The following is a 15,516-nucleotide window of genomic DNA, read 5'->3' as shown; positions in this document are numbered from 1 at the left end:
TTGAGCTCTCCGCCCTGCCCGGCTCTTCTGGCTTCGGTGCCAGGGGAGCATGACATTTTAACTTTGCGCTCAGCCGGACATTCCAACTTGGTTGCAACACACACTGTAGGCGGGTGGATCCTATTTTGAAGTGCGACTCGGCAGCGATATCAAGGGGTTATTGCTCACGAGGAATTGCACATGAACACCTCCCTTTCCCGATCGTATTGCCAGATTGACTTTGACGAGCGGCGGAAGTCGAAACCGGTCGCGACGAGCAGCGCCGCTGACGAAAGAGCACCACGAGCGCGGAGAGAACGATCGCGGCGGCGCTCCGGACTTGGCAATTGCTGCAGCTCCAGTCGGATTTGCACCGTCAGACGGTTCAAATGCAGTCATTCTGAAGGCCTATGACGCGAGTGCTTCCCAACTCCGTCCGCCGTCGGTGCTGGTCAGGATACGGCTCTCGTCCGTGACAGCGAACAGGCGTTGTGGTTCGTTCGGGTCAACCGCGAGATGGAGAAGGACCCGCTCGCCGAAATCGTCGGCGACGGTCTGCCAGGCCAGTGCCGCAGCGGGCGCCGTGACTAGGCCCGTGCCGAGAACGAAGGCGTAGACCGACCCATCCGGCCCGACTTTCACCATGGTCGCAGGTCGGCCTTCAAACCCCGCGCCCTCCCATGTCCCGCCGCCGTCCCGGCTAATCATGAGCCCGTTCCGGGTCGCCGCATAGACGATGTCCGGATTGGCCGCAGACGCCGCGATGGCGAAGACGTCGGCCGGCGGCGCGCCGGCGACCTCCCAGGTCTTGCCGCCGTCCCGGCTGACCTGGATGCTCCCGTAGGAGCCGTACATCACGTTGGGATCAGCCTGGCTGATGTCCATTGCGTGAAAATCGACCGGCCCGTTGGCGCCGCTGGCCATCATCTCCCACGTGTGGCCGCCGTCGCGCGAGACGATCACCCCCATATTGCCGCCGTCAACGGGATGGCCGCTGCCGAAGAAGACGCCGGCTTCCGCCGGATGCGGCGTAAAGCCCATATAGTCGTTCCGGTTGTCGGAAATCCGCTCCGCCGTGCCGTCCGCGGCGGTGTGCCAGACACCATGATGGGTCGCGAGATAGAGGCGCGAAGGGTCTTCCCGATCCACCGCGATGCCGTGAATGTGGGAAACTTCGGAAAGTTGAACGCGCTCGCCGGCCTGGCTTCCCAGTCCGACAACGCCCGCCACCAGCAGGCTCGCGACCGCCGCTCCAGCGATCCAGGATTTCAGTTGTATTCTCATTGGGGGTTCCTCAGTTGCTTGAGTGTTCTGTCGACGCCGCGAAGAGCGAGCGGATGCGGTCCCACAGCGATGGCTCGGGCTCGTGGTGGGGGACGTTCGCGTTCGTCAGCCCGTTTATGAAGACGACCATGTTCGTTGGCTCGAAGCCGAGACCATGGAAATTGGCCACCCACCGCCCGTTCTGGTCGATGATGTGGGTTACCACGCTGTGCACCTGGTAGCCGTCCTCGCTTACCGTGAATCCGTGACCGAACTTCTCGGCCAGCTTGCGCGTCGTATCCTCCGGACGGTCGGGCCCGCTTGTCAGGAAGACCCAGTTCGCTTCGGGATCGAGGCCGTGAACGGGGCCGTAATCCTTGAGCACCTTGGGCGCGTCCCGCTCCGGGTCCGTGGTGACCGTGACGAACTCGACCCTGTCCTTCATCGCGGATGCGTTGACCATCTCTTGGATCTCGCCGATCAGGTCGGCGTGCAAAGGGCAGACATCCGGGCAGCCCGCGTAGATGAAGTGGAGCACCACGACCTTGCCGCGCAGATCCTTAAGGCCGACCGGGTTGCCGTCGGCATCCTGAAGCGCCAAGTCAGGCGCCGGCTCATCCCGGATCTCGAAATACTTCTCCTTCTCGAAAAGATCCTGCTGCACGTCTTCCAGCGAATGGGCCATGGCCGCCGCAGGAACAAGGATCGCGCCGGCGAGAGCCGCGGCGGCAAGCACGCGTGTTAGGGGCATCGTATTCACCTGGCTATCCTTGGGTGAAGCCGGGCCCGCACCAATGCCGGCCCGGCTTCACGCCTCAATTCTGCGTATCGGGCTGCTCACCGTCACCGGGTTGCATGTCCATGTCCGACATCATGGCCTGCATCATCTTGTTGCAGTTGCTCATCATGTCGTTCATCTGGGACATCATCCGCATCATGGGCATCATCCCCATGCCGTCACCCTGCATGCCTTCCATCATTTGCTGCATGTCTTGCGACTCTGCCGGCTGCTGCCCGCTGTCGGTATCGTCCTGCGCAAAGGCAACCGGTATCGCCGCGAGACCTAGAACGGCGAGCGCAACGGCGGTTTTCGACATCCTGTTCATTGTAGCGTCTCCTTTTCCTGGTTGACCGCTTCTTCCTGAGCGGCATCTTCGCCGGAGGGTCCGGCCCTTCCGGAGGCGGCCTTGGTTGCGGCCTCCACCTCGACTTCGACCACGTTTTCCATGACCTGCGACGGAGCAGCGATGGCCAGCGGCTCGTCCGTTCCCGCCGGCAGCTGTTTCGCGGCCTCCCGTGCGGTCGTCTGGTCGGCGGTTTGCGACGCAGCGACCACCTCGAGGGGCGTCGCTGTGACCGAAGTCGCAGGCGCTCCGTCGCAAGCCTGAGCCTTCGAACAGGAACTGCCTTGGGCACCCGAGGAAGAACAGGCCCTCATCGTGCACAGGCCCAAGGCGCACATGATGGCGCAGGGGGCGAGCGTGACCAGAATTGGCGCTACTCCGGCCACCACCAGCCATGGCCAGCTAAACCACAGGGCGGGAATAGCCAAGGCGACGGCCGCCGCTATCAGCCCGCGCCGGCCGCGGAGCTGATAGCGGATGTATCGATATATGTCCGCGCCAAGCGACGTCTCTTCTACGGTTTTGCTCATGGTTGGTCTTTCTCTCCTCCAGGTTCTTTGATGGATGATCTTCGCTGCACATTTCTTGCCCCGATCATCCCGCGGTTCTCGTTTCGAACGGTTCAGTCGACATTTGCGGCCGATTGCAGTTGGCCACGCAGAAGCGCGACCATTTCAGGACTGTCCCACTCCGCCGGACCGACCAGCCGGCCAAGTTCCTTGCCTTCGGGACCAATCAGAAGTGTCGTCGGAATCCCGACCGCTCCCAGCTTTCTGAAGACCCGCCCCGACTCGTCGACATAGATGCCCACCTTCGTCAGGCCGAGTTCCTGATAGAACGCCGCGACTGCAGGGATGCCGCCCCTGTCGATCGACAGCGGGACGACCACGAAATCGGAACCGCCAAGCTCGGCCTGAAGCCGATCGAGCGACGGCATCTCCTCGCGGCACGGGACGCACCACGTCGCCCAGATATTGAGCAGGACGGTCTGGCCGCGGAAGTCCGCCAGAGACATCTCGCGTCCGTCGCGATTGACGAAGGAGAGGTCCGGCACGACCTGCGGCGTCTCGTGAAAGACCAGAGTTCCGCTGGCTTGCGGGGTCGCCGTGGAAATTGACGAGCCGGAACCCTCGGCTCCAATCTCGCTTCCGTCAGAATTCGCGAATTTCCATAACGCTCCCGCTGCGGCGAGCCCACCGATGACGGCGACCGCCAGGATGGCTGCGGTTCGAGGCTTCATGGCGCGTATGGTGCTCATTGCCGCAACTCCGCAATGAGGGCTGCGATCCGTTCGCGGTGCAGCGCACGGTGACGAGCGATGGCCCGGGCTCCGCCCGTGTCCGCCGCCTCACCCTGAAGCGAGGACGGGTTGCTCGCATCGATACGAGCCATGCATGAATCGGAAGACATCTTCCTCACCGATTGGATTGTTCCTCGCGCAGGCCAAGCCTGCTTCGGATTCGGTCCATTACGGACGCGCACGCGGAAGCATGCTCGCCGGGACTCGACAGGACGGCTAACTGCGCCGAGCGGCGCAGCCCGTCCTAGGCGAGGATGTCAGATCTGGGAGGGAAGGGATCGGGAGCCCTGTGAAGGCCGCTTATGGCCGGGGCATAGTGAGCATGGGCCAAGAAAGCGGCGCGCGGGACGAACCCAGTGGCAGCGGGAAGCAAACCGTAAAGGCAAATCCCAAGTGCCGTGCACTGCGCTCCAGCGATGGCCATATCGCTGTCGTCGCAGTGATCGCAGCCGCCGGGCATCGCCTGATCGACAGAGGCCTCCATCCCCGGCATGGCCGTCTCCATCGGCTGTATTCCAGCCAATGCGGTCCCGCCCCCGAAGGCGAGGAGCAGGAGCGCGGCAAGGAGGCAACGGACAGTCTTCATGCGATGACAATATAGAGGTTTGGCCGCCGACTTCCAATCAGGCGTGTGAGAGGCGGATCGTCACGGGGAATTGGGGGTGGAAGCTACGAGCCCGTGCTGTCGCGCGTCAGGCGACGGCGTAACGCTGTTCCGGCTGACGCCGCGCTTCTCGCGCACGCCGTTGCACTGCACCTCATAAAAATCGGCGGCGGCGAACGCGCGGAACAGTGCAGCACGCCGGCCGTTGGGGGGGAGCGCCGTCGTGGCCTCACGGTCCATTGAAGGAGCGACATGATCGAAAGCGTCGGCACAACTCTTTACGTCAGCGCCGGCCTTTTCTGGAAGGCGTTCTGGGCGCTCGCCTTCGGCTATGCGTTTTCCTCGCTCATCCAGGTTCTGGTCCCGCGCGAGGTGATCGCCAGGCATCTCGGGCGCGCCGGCTTCAAGGAGACGGTGTTGGCGATGGTGCTCGGGCCGGCGTCCTCGTCCTGCTCCTTCGCCGCACTCTCGGCCGGCCGCGCCTTGCTGGTGAAGGGTGCGGCGCTCACGCCGATGATGGCGTTCCTGTTCGGCGCGACCAACCTGTCACCGCAGGTCGCGGCCCTCGCCTGGATCTTTCTCGGCTGGCAGTTCGCCTTGGCCGTCGTCGTCGGCTCCATCGCGCACGTTCTCGTGATGGCGGCGGCGGTGCGCCTCACCTACCCGAAAGCCATGGTCGAGCGCGCGCGGGAGGACGCGTCCGAGGCAGGACATGCCGGGCACGGCGACCCGGCGGAGGGACTGCCTCGCCCCTGGCGGGAGAAGCTGGCAAGCCGCAAGGCGTGGCGCCGTATCGGCACGACTTATTTCGGCGAGTGGCACATGGTCTGGAAGGACTTGCTGTTCGGCTTCCTGGTCGCCGGCGCAGTCGCCGTGCTCGTGCCGGACGCGGTGTTCCAGGCGATCTTCCCGCAGGGCCTGACGCCCGTTCTGCTCGTCGTCATCCATGCGCTCCTCGGACCGGTGCTGGCGCTGCTGACGATCATCGGCTCCATGGGAAACGGTCCGCTCGCCGCCGTGCTCTGGGAGAACGGAGTCCTGTTCGCGGGCATCATCGCCTTCCTGTATTCGGACTTCGTCGTCATCCCCTCGCTGCGGATCAACACGACCTACTATGGCTGGCGCTTCGCCGCCTATCTGGCCGCGATCTTCACCGTCTCGGCCGTCGGCGCAGGCATCATCATGCACGCCCTGTTCTGGCTACTCGGCTTGATCCCCGAACCACAGGCCGGCAGCGTGCAGCAGCTTGCGCAGTTCCGGATCGACTATGTGTTTTTCCTGAACCTTGCCGCTATCGCCGTCACGGCTGCGCTTTTGTGGCAATGGTGGCGGGATCGTCGCCATTCAGCGGAAGAACGAGTTGCGAATTCATGAAAACAGAGGAGCAGCGCTCGCCGACTGTTGTGGATCGCCGTCGCTGGCCTGGTTCTCGGCGTACTGGGCGTCTTCTGGGACAGGGCCTGGCATGCCCGTCAGCCCGGTAGCGAATTGATCGGAGCCAACGAGGTCGTCAAGGCGCACTGGTTGATGATCCTGGGGTGTCCTGATCATCTTCGTTGCATTGGCGATGGCGGTCCGGGCGATCCGCGAGCCCTGGTCAGCCGTATTGGGCTCTGTTGAGCCGTTTGCCGTGTTAATTCCTGAAAGCCGTTTCGTTTGGATGTGCAAGCTGACGGAAACCCGGATAATGTGTCGCTATGGAATCTCAAATTTTCATCCGTACTGCATCCCACGAAGACTGGTCCAAACTCGGACCGCTTAAGCTGCAGTCATCGCTGGGATGGGGAGATCATATCGATGAGTTGCTGGCGCTTCCTGAAGCGCGATACGTCCCGGCTGCGCATGTACCCTTCGTCATCGTAGCCGAGCTTGCGGGAGAGATCGTTGGCTTTGCCACGGTCCTTTCGGGCGAGAATGCTCTCCAAGCCGAGTTGGAAGACTTATTTGTCGCTCCCAATGTATGGCGCAGGGGTGTGGGTGCACAGTTGCTTGCCGAAGCGGAACGTCGCGCTGTGGCGCTCGGCGCACACGCGCTACATGTCATTGCCAGCGAGCGAGCTCGCGCCTTCTACGAGGCGTCCGGATTCCGGATGATCGGAATGGTCGCGACGGATTTCGCTCCTGCACCGGAAATGCATAAGGATCTATGTAGGTTCTCATCGCGCTAAGAGACTGGCTGTGTAGCGCGAGCGCTTACGAGTGGCTGCAATGGGCTGAGGCTGCTAAATCAGCGCTAAACACCCGTTTCAAGCGGAGATTTTCAACTGTATCCACCCTCCTTTGACACTGGAGAAGGCAATTAATCTACCCAGGGCGGACATGCCTCGAGATCCACGAATGGCGGCAAACACAACCGAGATTGGTCGGAATCGCCTGGCAAAAGCCGCCCGCGACATCCCTGACACACACGCGCCAGTTATCTGGTCGTCCCCACTACCTTGTCTCGGGCATTCAGCGAAGCGGGCGGATAGACCAGCTTCATCACGAAATTCTTGGCTTGGCCGAAGCAGTGGCTAGCGCGAATCCGTCCACTGGGCAGTTGCAGGCAACTACAGGGCCCTATTCGGCGTTCGCAATAGTTGACTCCAAAGAGATCGTCGCCTGAAACTCCGGTAGCGACGCCACAACATGCGGAGGGATTTTGAGATGGTTGCAGAAAACCGCTTGTCCTTCCACGTCCCTGAACCGGAAGTGCGCCCTGGTGACGAGCCGGATTTTTCCGATGTCGTCATCCCCAGGGCCGGCTCAGTGCCGCGGCCGTCGGTGGACGTCGATCCGAAAGACATCCGTGACTTGGCCTATTCCATCATCCGCGTTCTCAACCGCCAAGGCGAGGCGGTCGGCCCTTGGGCCGGCGCTCTTACGGACGAACAACTCCTGGAGGGGTTGAAGCATATGATGGCGCTGCGTGCGTTCGATGCACGCATGCTGATGGCGCAGCGTCAGGGCAAGACCTCCTTCTACATGCAGCATATGGGCGAGGAGGCGGTTTCCTGCGCTTTCCGTAAGGCGCTCAACCCCGGGGACATGAATTTCCCGACCTATCGGCAGGCCGGCCTCCTGATAGCTGGTGGGTATCCGATGGTCGATATGATGAACCAGATCTATTCAAACGAACTGGACCCGCTCAAGGGTCGCCAGCTGCCCGTGCTTTACTCCTCGCGCGAGTATGGCTTCTTCTCCGTCTCCGGGAACCTGGCGACCCAGTATCCGCAGGCCGTCGGCTGGGCCATGGCTTCCGCAATCAAGGGCGATACCAAAGTTGCCGCTGCCTGGATCGGAGACGGGTCGACGGCAGAGAGCGATTTCCACGCCGCACTGGTGTTCGCCTCGACTTACAAGGCGCCGGTCGTCCTCAATATCGTGAACAACCAGTGGGCCATCTCGACCTTCCAAGGCATCGCCCGCGGCGGTTCCGGCACCTTTGCCGCGCGCGGGCTCGGCTTCGGCATTCCCGCTTTGCGTGTCGACGGCAACGATTACTTGGCCATCCACGCCGTCTCGAAATGGGCCATCGAGCGGGCGCGGCGCAATCTCGGACCGACGTTAATCGAGCACGTCACCTACCGTGTCGGCGCGCATTCCACCTCCGACGACCCCTCCGCCTACCGGCCCAAGACCGAGTCCGACGCTTGGCCGCTGGGCGATCCGGTGCTGCGGCTCAAGAACCATCTCATTGTCCGCGAGGTTTGGTCGGAGGAACGGCACAAGCAGGCGGAAGCGGAGGTGCTTGACACGGTGATCTCGGCGCAGAAGGAAGCGGAGAAGCACGGGACCTTGCACGCCGGCGGCAAGCCCTCGACACGCGACATGTTCGAAGAGGTCTTTGCGGAGATGCCGCCGCACCTGAAGCGCCAGCGCCAGCAGGCCGGAGTCTGAGATCATGCCTCGCATGACCATGATAGAGGCGATCCGGGACGCGATGGACGTTGCCATGGGGCGCGACGATAATGTGGTCGTTTTCGGCGAGGATGCTGGCTATTTCGGCGGCGTCTTCCGCTGCACGCAAGGCTTGCAGCAGAAATATGGTTCCAGTCGCTGCTTCGACACCCCCATAAACGAGTCCGGCATCATTGCTGCCGCCATCGGCATGGCCTCATATGGCCTTCGGCCCTGCGTGGAGATTCAATTCGCCGACTATATGTATCCCGCCTATGACCAGATCGTTTCCGAAGCAGCGCGCATTCGCTACCGCTCCAACGGCGAGTTCACCTGTCCCATCGTCATCCGCATGCCCACCGGCGGTGGGATATTCGGCGGGCAAACGCACAGCCAGAGCCCGGAAGCACTGTTCACGCATGTCTCGGGCCTGAAGACGGTGGTCCCGTCCAACCCCTACGATGCCAAGGGCCTGCTGATCGCTGCGATCGATGATCCCGATCCGGTCATCTTCCTGGAGCCGAAGCGGCTCTACAACGGGCCCTTCAACGGCCACCACGATCGACCCGTCACGCCATGGTCAAAACACGAACTCGGCGAGGTCCCGCAGGGCACCTTCAAGGTGCCGCTCGGCAGTGCCGCCGTGCGGCGGGAGGGGAGTGACGTCACCATTCTCGCCTACGGGACGATGGTCTATGTGGCGGAAGCGGCGGCGGATGAGGCGGCCGTTGAGGCTGATGTGATCGACTTGCGCACCCTGCTGCCGCTCGACCTCGACACGATCGTCACGTCCGTCCGGAAGACGGGTCGCTGCGTGATTGTTCATGAGGCGACGCTGACGTCCGGGTTCGGTGCCGAACTTGCAGCCCTGGTCCAAGAGCATTGCTTTTACCATCTGGAGGCGCCGGCTATACGCGTTGCCGGCTGGGACACTCCCTATCCGCACGCGCAGGAATGGGACTACTTTCCGGGCCCAGCGCGCGTCAGTCACGCAATTCGCGAAGTGATGGAGGCCTGAGATGGGCGAGCACATCATCAAGATGCCGGATGTCGGCGAAGGTGTGGCTGAGGCGGAACTGGTGGAATGGTACGTGAAAGTGGGCGACATCGTGCGCGAGGACACGGTGCTCGCCGCTGTCATGACCGACAAGGCGACGGTCGAGATTCCCTCGCCAATTGAGGGCGAGGTCGCGTGGCTGGCGGCGGATGTCGGAGCGTCCGTCTCGGTGGGCTCGCCGCTGGCGCGACTAAAGGTAGGGAGGGAGGACACCGAAGCAGACGACACCGCGCCGATGGACGACCGGCAGAGGGGGGCGCCGATTGCCGAAGGCATGGCGGAGGAGGGCGAACGCCAACCGCCGCCGCCCACCATCGAAGTCACACAGACCGCGCGTCCTACGCCGCCGAGGCCCGGGGGACCTGCGCCGAGAGCCCGAATACCCCGAGCTCCGGGAGAAAAGCCTCTCGCCTCTCCGGCCGTTCGGCTGAGGGCGCGAGAGGCGGGGATCGACTTGCGCCAGGTCCCCGGCTCCGGCCCCGCCGGCCGGATCCTGCATGAGGACCTTGATACTTTCCTGGCGGCCGGGACACAGATCCGGCCGGCCGCGGCCCTTGCCCGCGACACGTCGGTCACGGAGATCAAGGTTGTGGGGCTGCGGCGCCGGATCGCAGAGAAGATGACGCTTGCCAACGCGCGCATCCCGCACATCACCTATGTCGAGGAGGTGGACGTAACGGCGCTGGAAGAGCTGCGCGCAACGATGAACGGCCATATGCGCGGCGACCGAGCGAAGCTTACGCTTCTTCCCTTCCTCATGCGCGCCATGGTGAAGGCTATCAGTGAGCAGCCGGAAATGAACGCGCTCTATGACGAGGAGGCGGGTGTCGTCCGGCGGTATGGGGGCGTCCATATCGGCATCGCCACGCAAACCTCCTCGGGCCTGATGGCTCCCGTGGTAAGGCACGTCGAGGCGCGCGACATCTGGGTATGCGCGGCGGAACTCAGCCGACTGACGGAGGCGGCGAGGAACGGCACCGCAAAGCGCGAAGAGCTGACCGACTCCACTATTACCGTCACCTCCCTCGGCGCTATGGGCGGGGTCGTCACCACGCCCGTCATCAATCATCCCGAGGTCGCAATCATCGGCGTCAACAAGATCATGGTCCGGCCGGCTTGGAACGGCTCCGCCTTCATCCCCAGGAAGATGATGAACCTTTCCTCGAGCTTCGACCACCGCGTCATCGATGGCTGGGACGCCGCCCGCTTCATCCAGCGCATCAAGACGCTCCTCGAGACGCCGGCGCTGATCTTCATTGATGGATGAGACGATGAGGGAGATCTCCTGCAAGCTTCTCATCATCGGCGCTGGCCCCGGCGGCTACGTCTGTGCCATCCGCGCGGGGCAGTTCGGTATCGACACCGTGGTCGTCGAAGTGGCACGGCCGGGAGGCACATGCCTCAATGTCGGCTGCATTCCCTCCAAGGCGCTGATTCATGCGGCCGACGCGTTCGCCCGCATCAAGGCAGCGGAGGCGGGCGAAAGCCCCCTCGGGATCGAGCTGTCGGAGCCGCGCCTCGATCTCCAGAAAACCATCGCCTGGAAGGACCAAATCGTCGGAAGATTGACGAACGGCGTGTCCGGCCTTCTGAAAAAAGCCAATGTCAAGATCGTGCACGGCAGGGCCCGTTTCCGCGACGGCAAGACGGTCGAGGTCGATACGGAAACCGGCCTGCAGGTGATCCGGAGCGAGAACGTTGTGATCGCCACCGGCTCCGCTCCCGTGGAAGTGGATGCGCTTCCTTTCGGCCACTCCGTCATATCCTCCACCGAGGCGCTTTCGCTGGGAAAGGCGCCGGAATCTCTTGCCGTCATCGGTGCCGGCTATATCGGCCTCGAGATCGGTACGGCCTATGCTAAGCTGGGCACGAATGTGACGGTCGTGGAAGCAGAGCAGCGCCTCCTGCCGAATTACGATGCCGAGCTATCCGGACCCGTTGCCAGACGGCTGGATGCACTGGGGGTGGCGTCGCTCACGCGTGCCAGGGCGAAAGGAATGGCGCCGAGCGGCCAGCTTTTGGTCGATGTCGCCGGCAGCAAGGAGGTCCGGCTGAACGCCGAAAAGGTTCTGGTCGCCGTCGGACGCCGACCGGTGACGGACGGGTGGGGCCGTGAAGAACTCGTGCTCGACATGGATGGCCCCTTTATCCGCATCGATGAGAAGTGCCGCACCTCCATGCGCGGCATCTATGCCATCGGTGATGTGACAGGAGAGCCGATGCTCGCTCACCGCGCTATGGCACAGGGCGAAATGGTCGCAGAGATTGTCGCCGACCGTCCGCGCGCGTGGGACAAGCGGTGCATTCCGGCGATCTGCTTCACCGATCCGGAGATCGTCACGGTAGGTCTGCTGCCGGAGGAGGCGAAGACATCGGGGCGCGATGTCCGGATCGGACACTTTCCGTTCACAGCCAACGCGCGTGCCATGACCACGGAAGCGGAGGAAGGCTTCATGCGCGTGGTCGCGCGCGCGGACAACCACGTCGTGCTCGGCATCCAGGCCGTCGGCAACGGGGTTTCAGAGCTTGCCGCCGCTTTCACGCTTGCGGTCGAAATGGGCGCACGCCTAGAAGACGTCGCCGGCACGATTCATGCTCATCCGACGCAGGGCGAAGCCTTCCAGGAAGCGGCTCTAAACGCCCTTGGACACCCGCTCCACATCTAGAAAAACTCGACGTTTCGAGCCCGAGCCCCGCCGGCAAATTGCAGCATTGCGCTTTGTGAAGGGGCTCTCAAAGCTAAAGCTGCGGGAGTCAAGCCGGTTCGCCTCCGACTGGGTTGCGCAACTTGACCAGCTTACGCCCGGTCGGGTGCTCGCAGCCGTGCGCCTCCGGGCGTGAATGTCGCATTTCTATCTTGCTGTTCAGTCGGCAGCGTTCCCTCCTCACAGCGCCCTTCGAAGGCAATGGCGACATTTCTACTTTGCAGGGCGAGCGACATTCCAATCGGATGAACCTCTGCGTCACGGTTCGTCTCGAACCTCTTGGATATCCTTAGCAAGCTCGTCCCGGCTGGCTGTCAGGTAGACTTCGGCATTCCCGGCAAGTGATGGCCCCAGATAACCGCCCTCCTGGATAAGCGCAGTGGGCAGGCGCAGCCGCACGATCTCGCGCGCCATCGCGGCGAAACCCTCGCCGGTCATATTCACCTCGGACAGGGGATCATCCCCCGCCATGTCGAAGCCGAGCGAGACGACGAGTGCCTCGGCGCCGAAAGCGCGGATGGCGGCGAGCCCTTCCACGAAACGCGCCAGGATCGTCTGCACATCCTCGCCCGGTGACAGAAGAAGGTTCAGCGTTGTGCCCTCGCCTTCTCCTTCGCCGCGTTCGTCAGCATAGCCCAGATAGTAGGTCGGATAGTTGGCCGGGTCGACGTGAAGGGAGCACAGGAAGACGTCGCCGCGCTCGTAGAAGATGTCGAGCGTGCCGTTGCCCGTATGGGTGTCGATGTCGAGGATGGCGACCCTTGAGAAATGCTCCCTCAATTTCTGCGCCGCGATCGCCGCGTTGTTGAAGGCGCAGAAGCCGTTGGCGGCGTCGGACAGCGCGTGGTGGCCAGGCGGGCGGCACAGTCCGTAGACCATCCGCTCGCCGCTCATCACGCGCTCGGCGGTCTCTGCCGCGGTCTGGGCGGACCAGTATGCGGCCTCCCAAAGGCCTTGCGTTAATGGCACGGAGGTGTCGGTGACGTACCAGCCGAGCTGACCGAAAATCTCGGAGGGTCGCCTGCCCGCCCTGCGGCCGGGATGATAGTTCGGTATCGGCTCGGCATCGCCCGCCGCCGTGCGCCAGCGCACGTAGGCATCTTTCAGAAAGTCGACATAGCCCGCGTCATGGACGGCCTTGATGGGCGCTTCGCCGAAATCGCGCGGGCGCTCGATCGGGAAGCCGTTGCGCTCCAGCATGTCGCGGATGAGGAGGGCGCGCTCGGGCTGCTCGGGGTGCGGGACATAGGCGCCGCGTCGGAAATAGCGTTCGGGTTTGTGGAGAAGCTGCCGCTCGTCGAAAATCGCCTTCACCCGGTTCCCTTCCTTTCCTTCAGTAGCCGTTGGCACGGTGCACCGCCGTCTCGGGCCGCCTACCCGCCACCACATCGAGCGCGGCCCGGCACACCTGGGCGGCGACGAGAACGGGTGAACAGTCGCTTGCCTGATGCGGCGTGACCAATATCCGCGGATCGCGCCACCAGGGATGGTCAGGCGGCAGCGGTTCGCGGCTAAAGACGTCGAGCGAGGCACCGGCAAGCTGGCCGCTATCGAGTGCGCGGTTCAAATCCTCGTCCACCAGATGCTCGCCACGGCCGAGCTGAACGAGCGCGGCACCTTTCGGCATTGCGGAAAAAAGCAGGGCGTTCAAGATGCCACGCGTGGCGTGCGTCAGAGGCAGGACGTTGATGAGGATGCGCGAACGCGCCGCAGTTTTCAGGATGGCGTCCTCCCCGGCCTCGAAAGTGACGCCGTTGGCCTGTTCCGGAGGCGCGGTGCGCACCGCTGCCACCACCGGGAAACCCATCGCCGTCACCACCCTGGCGATCGCCTTGCCCATGAAACCGTAGCCGAGAAGGCCGACGGTGCAGTCGCGCGGCGGGATATAGTCATCGACATTGCGGCGCGCCCACTCCCCACGCATCTGATGGTTGATGTGGAAGCGCATGTTGCGGTGATGCCAGACCACCTGCCAGGCGGCGAAGCCGGCCATCAGGTCGCCCTGGTTTTCGTCGCGCACGCGCGTCACGATTGCATCCGCCGGCAGGCTGGGGCAATGGACGATGCTGTCGACGCCAGCCGCGATGGAGGCGGCGAGCTTGAGGTTCGGATAAGGCCGGAAGGCATCCGCGGTCGGCAGCCATGTCAGCGCGAAGCATACCTCTTCCGGCCGCTCGATCTCTTCAGGACGGCGCAGCCGCACGCGGTCCGAATGGGCGGCGAAATAGCGCCCGAACAGCGCCTCCAGGTCGAGTGCGCCGCTGAGGTAGACACCCTCGACGGGGCGCCCGTCAGCCATGGCCGGCCTCGATGGGTTCGAGCCCGCACCAGTCGGCAATGAAGAGCGCGATGGCACCGGTCACGCGTTTGATGGAGGCGAGGCTCACCCGCTCGTCGAAGCCGTGGATATTCTCTGTCACCGGGCCGTAGACGAGACATGGCGTCCCGGCATAGATGACGAAGACGCGCGCATCCAGATAGCCCGGCGTGACGAAGCTCTCCAGTTCGCTCGACGTTGCCCGGCGGTGGGCGTCGGCAAGCGCGGCTTCAGCCTCTCCGCCCTCCTCCAGTACATAGCCGCGGGCGAAAAAGCCGTTCCAGGTGACCTGCGGCGGCCGGTTACCGAGGAAGGTGTCGCCGGCGAGGTCCCGGGCCAGATGCTTCTCAATCCGGCGCGCCCGCTCGGCCGGATCGTCGCCAGGATAGATGGCAATGCGGCAGGAAAGCTTGCACCACGCCGCGACTGTGGAGGCCCAATCGCCGCCCGTGATCTTGCCGACGTTGAAATTGATGGGATGGTCGAGATCGGCGAAGTAGGGATAGTTCGCCTTTTCCGCGTTCCACTCCTCCGTCATCTTCTTCAGGCTCTCGATGACGCGGAAGCTCGCTTCGATGGCATTCGCCCCGGTGCCGGCCTCGCGCACATGCACCGGATGGCCCGCCACGTAGACCTCGAACCACAAGACGCCGCAATTGGCCCGCACCAGCTTCTCGTCCTCCGGCTCGGGGATGATGGCGGCATCGGCCGTATAGCCCTCGACCAGACAGGCGAGTGCGCCATTGCCGGTGCACTCTTCTTCCACGACGCTCTGCACATGTACTCGCGATGCGGGCTGTAGGCCAAGCCGGCGCAGCGCGTCCAACGCAAAGATATTGGCGGCAATCCCCGCTTTCATGTCGCCGCCACCTCGGCCATAAAGCCAGTCCCCTACACGCTTCGGCTCGAAGGGAGGCGTGACCTCCCACATCTCGTGCGGACCCTCCGGCACCACGTCCATGTGGCCGTTGAGGATTAGAGACTGGCCTTTCTCCACGCGCGGACGATGCGTGGCGACGACGTTCACGGCGTCGGAATAGTCGATGGTGACCGGAGAGAACCCAGGATGGTCGCGGATTTTGTCGACATCGATTGCGAAGGTTTCCACGGCGTAGCCGCGCTGTTCCAGCGCCCTGTGGACGAAATCCTGCGCCGGCCTTTCCCTGCCGCGCAGCGAGGGAAAGCGGATCAGGTCCTCGGTGAACGCGATCTGCTCTTCAAAACCCCGTTCGACCGAAGCCAGGATCTCTTGTGCGAGTTTTTCGTCCAAAGGTGTTTCCTCAAATCC

At 63.4% G+C, this 15,516-nt stretch carries 15 protein-coding genes; 6 read left to right on the top strand and 9 right to left on the bottom strand.

Annotated features, from left to right (window positions below; translation table 11 throughout):
• Positions 1-164: 164 nt before the first annotated feature.
• The 6 genes from N5A92_RS26230 to N5A92_RS26205 form a co-directional block, all read right to left on the bottom strand.
• Positions 165-368 (bottom strand): hypothetical protein, encoded by a 204-nt coding sequence (locus N5A92_RS26230; RefSeq protein ID WP_260907495.1) that lies wholly within the window; start codon positions 366-368, stop codon positions 165-167.
• Positions 369-387: 19 nt separating this feature from the next.
• Complete coding sequence (locus tag N5A92_RS26225) at positions 388-1,263, bottom strand: WD40/YVTN/BNR-like repeat-containing protein (protein WP_260907493.1); 876 nt, start codon at positions 1,261-1,263, stop codon at positions 388-390.
• A gap of 10 nt (positions 1,264-1,273) precedes the next feature.
• Positions 1,274-1,993 carry an SCO family protein gene (locus tag N5A92_RS26220; protein WP_260907491.1) on the bottom strand — a complete coding sequence of 240 codons (720 nt, stop codon included), beginning with the start codon at positions 1,991-1,993 and terminating at the stop codon, positions 1,274-1,276.
• Positions 1,994-2,057: 64 nt separating this feature from the next.
• On the bottom strand, positions 2,058-2,348 hold the full coding sequence (locus N5A92_RS26215; protein WP_260907490.1) for a hypothetical protein: 291 nt from the start codon (positions 2,346-2,348) through the stop codon (positions 2,058-2,060).
• The gene (locus N5A92_RS26210; protein ID WP_260907488.1) at positions 2,345-2,896 is read right to left on the bottom strand and encodes a hypothetical protein; all 552 of its coding nucleotides are present in this window, start codon (positions 2,894-2,896) and stop codon (positions 2,345-2,347) included. The genes N5A92_RS26215 and N5A92_RS26210 overlap by 4 nt, the downstream gene beginning before the upstream one ends.
• Positions 2,897-2,988: 92 nt before the next feature.
• Positions 2,989-3,624: a TlpA family protein disulfide reductase gene (locus tag N5A92_RS26205; protein ID WP_260907486.1), complete on the bottom strand. Its 636-nt coding sequence runs from the start codon at positions 3,622-3,624 to the stop codon at positions 2,989-2,991.
• 898 nt (positions 3,625-4,522) lie between these two features.
• On the opposite strand from N5A92_RS26205, the gene N5A92_RS26200 reads away from it, so the two are divergent.
• The 6 genes from N5A92_RS26200 to lpdA all read left to right on the top strand — a co-directional run bounded on the left by N5A92_RS26200 (position 4,523) and on the right by lpdA (position 11,872).
• Positions 4,523-5,644 (top strand): permease, encoded by a 1,122-nt coding sequence (locus N5A92_RS26200; RefSeq protein ID WP_260907484.1) that lies wholly within the window; start codon positions 4,523-4,525, stop codon positions 5,642-5,644.
• A gap of 323 nt (positions 5,645-5,967) precedes the next feature.
• Complete coding sequence (locus N5A92_RS26195; protein WP_260907482.1) at positions 5,968-6,438, top strand: GNAT family N-acetyltransferase; 471 nt, start codon at positions 5,968-5,970, stop codon at positions 6,436-6,438.
• Between the two features lie 478 nt (positions 6,439-6,916).
• Positions 6,917-8,149, top strand: coding sequence for a 3-methyl-2-oxobutanoate dehydrogenase (2-methylpropanoyl-transferring) subunit alpha (locus tag N5A92_RS26190; RefSeq protein ID WP_260907481.1), 1,233 nt, complete (start codon positions 6,917-6,919; stop codon positions 8,147-8,149).
• A gap of 4 nt (positions 8,150-8,153) precedes the next feature.
• On the top strand, positions 8,154-9,167 hold the full coding sequence (locus tag N5A92_RS26185; protein ID WP_260907479.1) for an alpha-ketoacid dehydrogenase subunit beta: 1,014 nt from the start codon (positions 8,154-8,156) through the stop codon (positions 9,165-9,167).
• A 1-nt stretch (position 9,168) separates the two neighbouring features.
• Positions 9,169-10,473: a dihydrolipoamide acetyltransferase family protein gene (locus N5A92_RS26180; protein ID WP_260907477.1), complete on the top strand. Its 1,305-nt coding sequence runs from the start codon at positions 9,169-9,171 to the stop codon at positions 10,471-10,473.
• A 4-nt stretch (positions 10,474-10,477) separates the two neighbouring features.
• Positions 10,478-11,872 carry a dihydrolipoyl dehydrogenase gene (gene lpdA / locus N5A92_RS26175; RefSeq protein WP_260907475.1) on the top strand — a complete coding sequence of 465 codons (1,395 nt, stop codon included), beginning with the start codon at positions 10,478-10,480 and terminating at the stop codon, positions 11,870-11,872.
• A gap of 297 nt (positions 11,873-12,169) precedes the next feature.
• Here the strand turns inward: lpdA and N5A92_RS26170 are convergent, their stop codons facing one another.
• Genes N5A92_RS26170 through N5A92_RS26160 form a run of 3 tightly spaced genes read right to left on the bottom strand, consistent with a single transcriptional unit; the run spans position 12,170 to position 15,498 of the window.
• On the bottom strand, positions 12,170-13,225 hold the full coding sequence (locus N5A92_RS26170; RefSeq protein WP_260907474.1) for a histone deacetylase family protein: 1,056 nt from the start codon (positions 13,223-13,225) through the stop codon (positions 12,170-12,172).
• A 19-nt stretch (positions 13,226-13,244) separates the two neighbouring features.
• Positions 13,245-14,210, bottom strand: coding sequence for an NAD(P)-dependent oxidoreductase (locus tag N5A92_RS26165; protein WP_260907473.1), 966 nt, complete (start codon positions 14,208-14,210; stop codon positions 13,245-13,247).
• The gene (locus tag N5A92_RS26160) at positions 14,203-15,498 is read right to left on the bottom strand and encodes an ArgE/DapE family deacylase (protein ID WP_260907472.1); all 1,296 of its coding nucleotides are present in this window, start codon (positions 15,496-15,498) and stop codon (positions 14,203-14,205) included. The genes N5A92_RS26165 and N5A92_RS26160 overlap by 8 nt, the downstream gene beginning before the upstream one ends.
• Positions 15,499-15,516: the final 18 nt, after the last annotated feature.

Source organism: Chelativorans salis, assembly GCF_025336525.1.
GTDB lineage: Bacteria > Pseudomonadota > Alphaproteobacteria > Rhizobiales > Rhizobiaceae > Chelativorans > Chelativorans salis.
Note: the sequence above shows the minus strand (reverse complement) of the source record. Positions and strands in the feature narration are given on the sequence as shown.

Bases quoted from the DNA above. Each gene is read 5' to 3' on its own strand.
- lpdA (WP_260907475.1), top strand. From the start codon at position 10,478: ATGAGGGAGATCTCCTGCAAGCTTCTCATCATCGGCGCTGGCCCCGGC.
- N5A92_RS26220 (WP_260907491.1), bottom strand. From the start codon at position 1,993: ATGCCCCTAACACGCGTGCTTGCCGCCGCGGCTCTCGCCGGCGCGATC.
- N5A92_RS26215 (WP_260907490.1), bottom strand. From the start codon at position 2,348: ATGAACAGGATGTCGAAAACCGCCGTTGCGCTCGCCGTTCTAGGTCTC.
- N5A92_RS26190 (WP_260907481.1), top strand. From the start codon at position 6,917: ATGGTTGCAGAAAACCGCTTGTCCTTCCACGTCCCTGAACCGGAAGTG.
- N5A92_RS26205 (WP_260907486.1), bottom strand. From the start codon at position 3,624: ATGAGCACCATACGCGCCATGAAGCCTCGAACCGCAGCCATCCTGGCG.
- N5A92_RS26195 (WP_260907482.1), top strand. From the start codon at position 5,968: ATGGAATCTCAAATTTTCATCCGTACTGCATCCCACGAAGACTGGTCC.
- N5A92_RS26210 (WP_260907488.1), bottom strand. From the start codon at position 2,896: ATGAGCAAAACCGTAGAAGAGACGTCGCTTGGCGCGGACATATATCGA.
- N5A92_RS26185 (WP_260907479.1), top strand. From the start codon at position 8,154: ATGCCTCGCATGACCATGATAGAGGCGATCCGGGACGCGATGGACGTT.
- N5A92_RS26165 (WP_260907473.1), bottom strand. From the start codon at position 14,210: ATGGCTGACGGGCGCCCCGTCGAGGGTGTCTACCTCAGCGGCGCACTC.
- N5A92_RS26180 (WP_260907477.1), top strand. From the start codon at position 9,169: ATGGGCGAGCACATCATCAAGATGCCGGATGTCGGCGAAGGTGTGGCT.
- N5A92_RS26200 (WP_260907484.1), top strand. From the start codon at position 4,523: ATGATCGAAAGCGTCGGCACAACTCTTTACGTCAGCGCCGGCCTTTTC.
- N5A92_RS26225 (WP_260907493.1), bottom strand. From the start codon at position 1,263: ATGAGAATACAACTGAAATCCTGGATCGCTGGAGCGGCGGTCGCGAGC.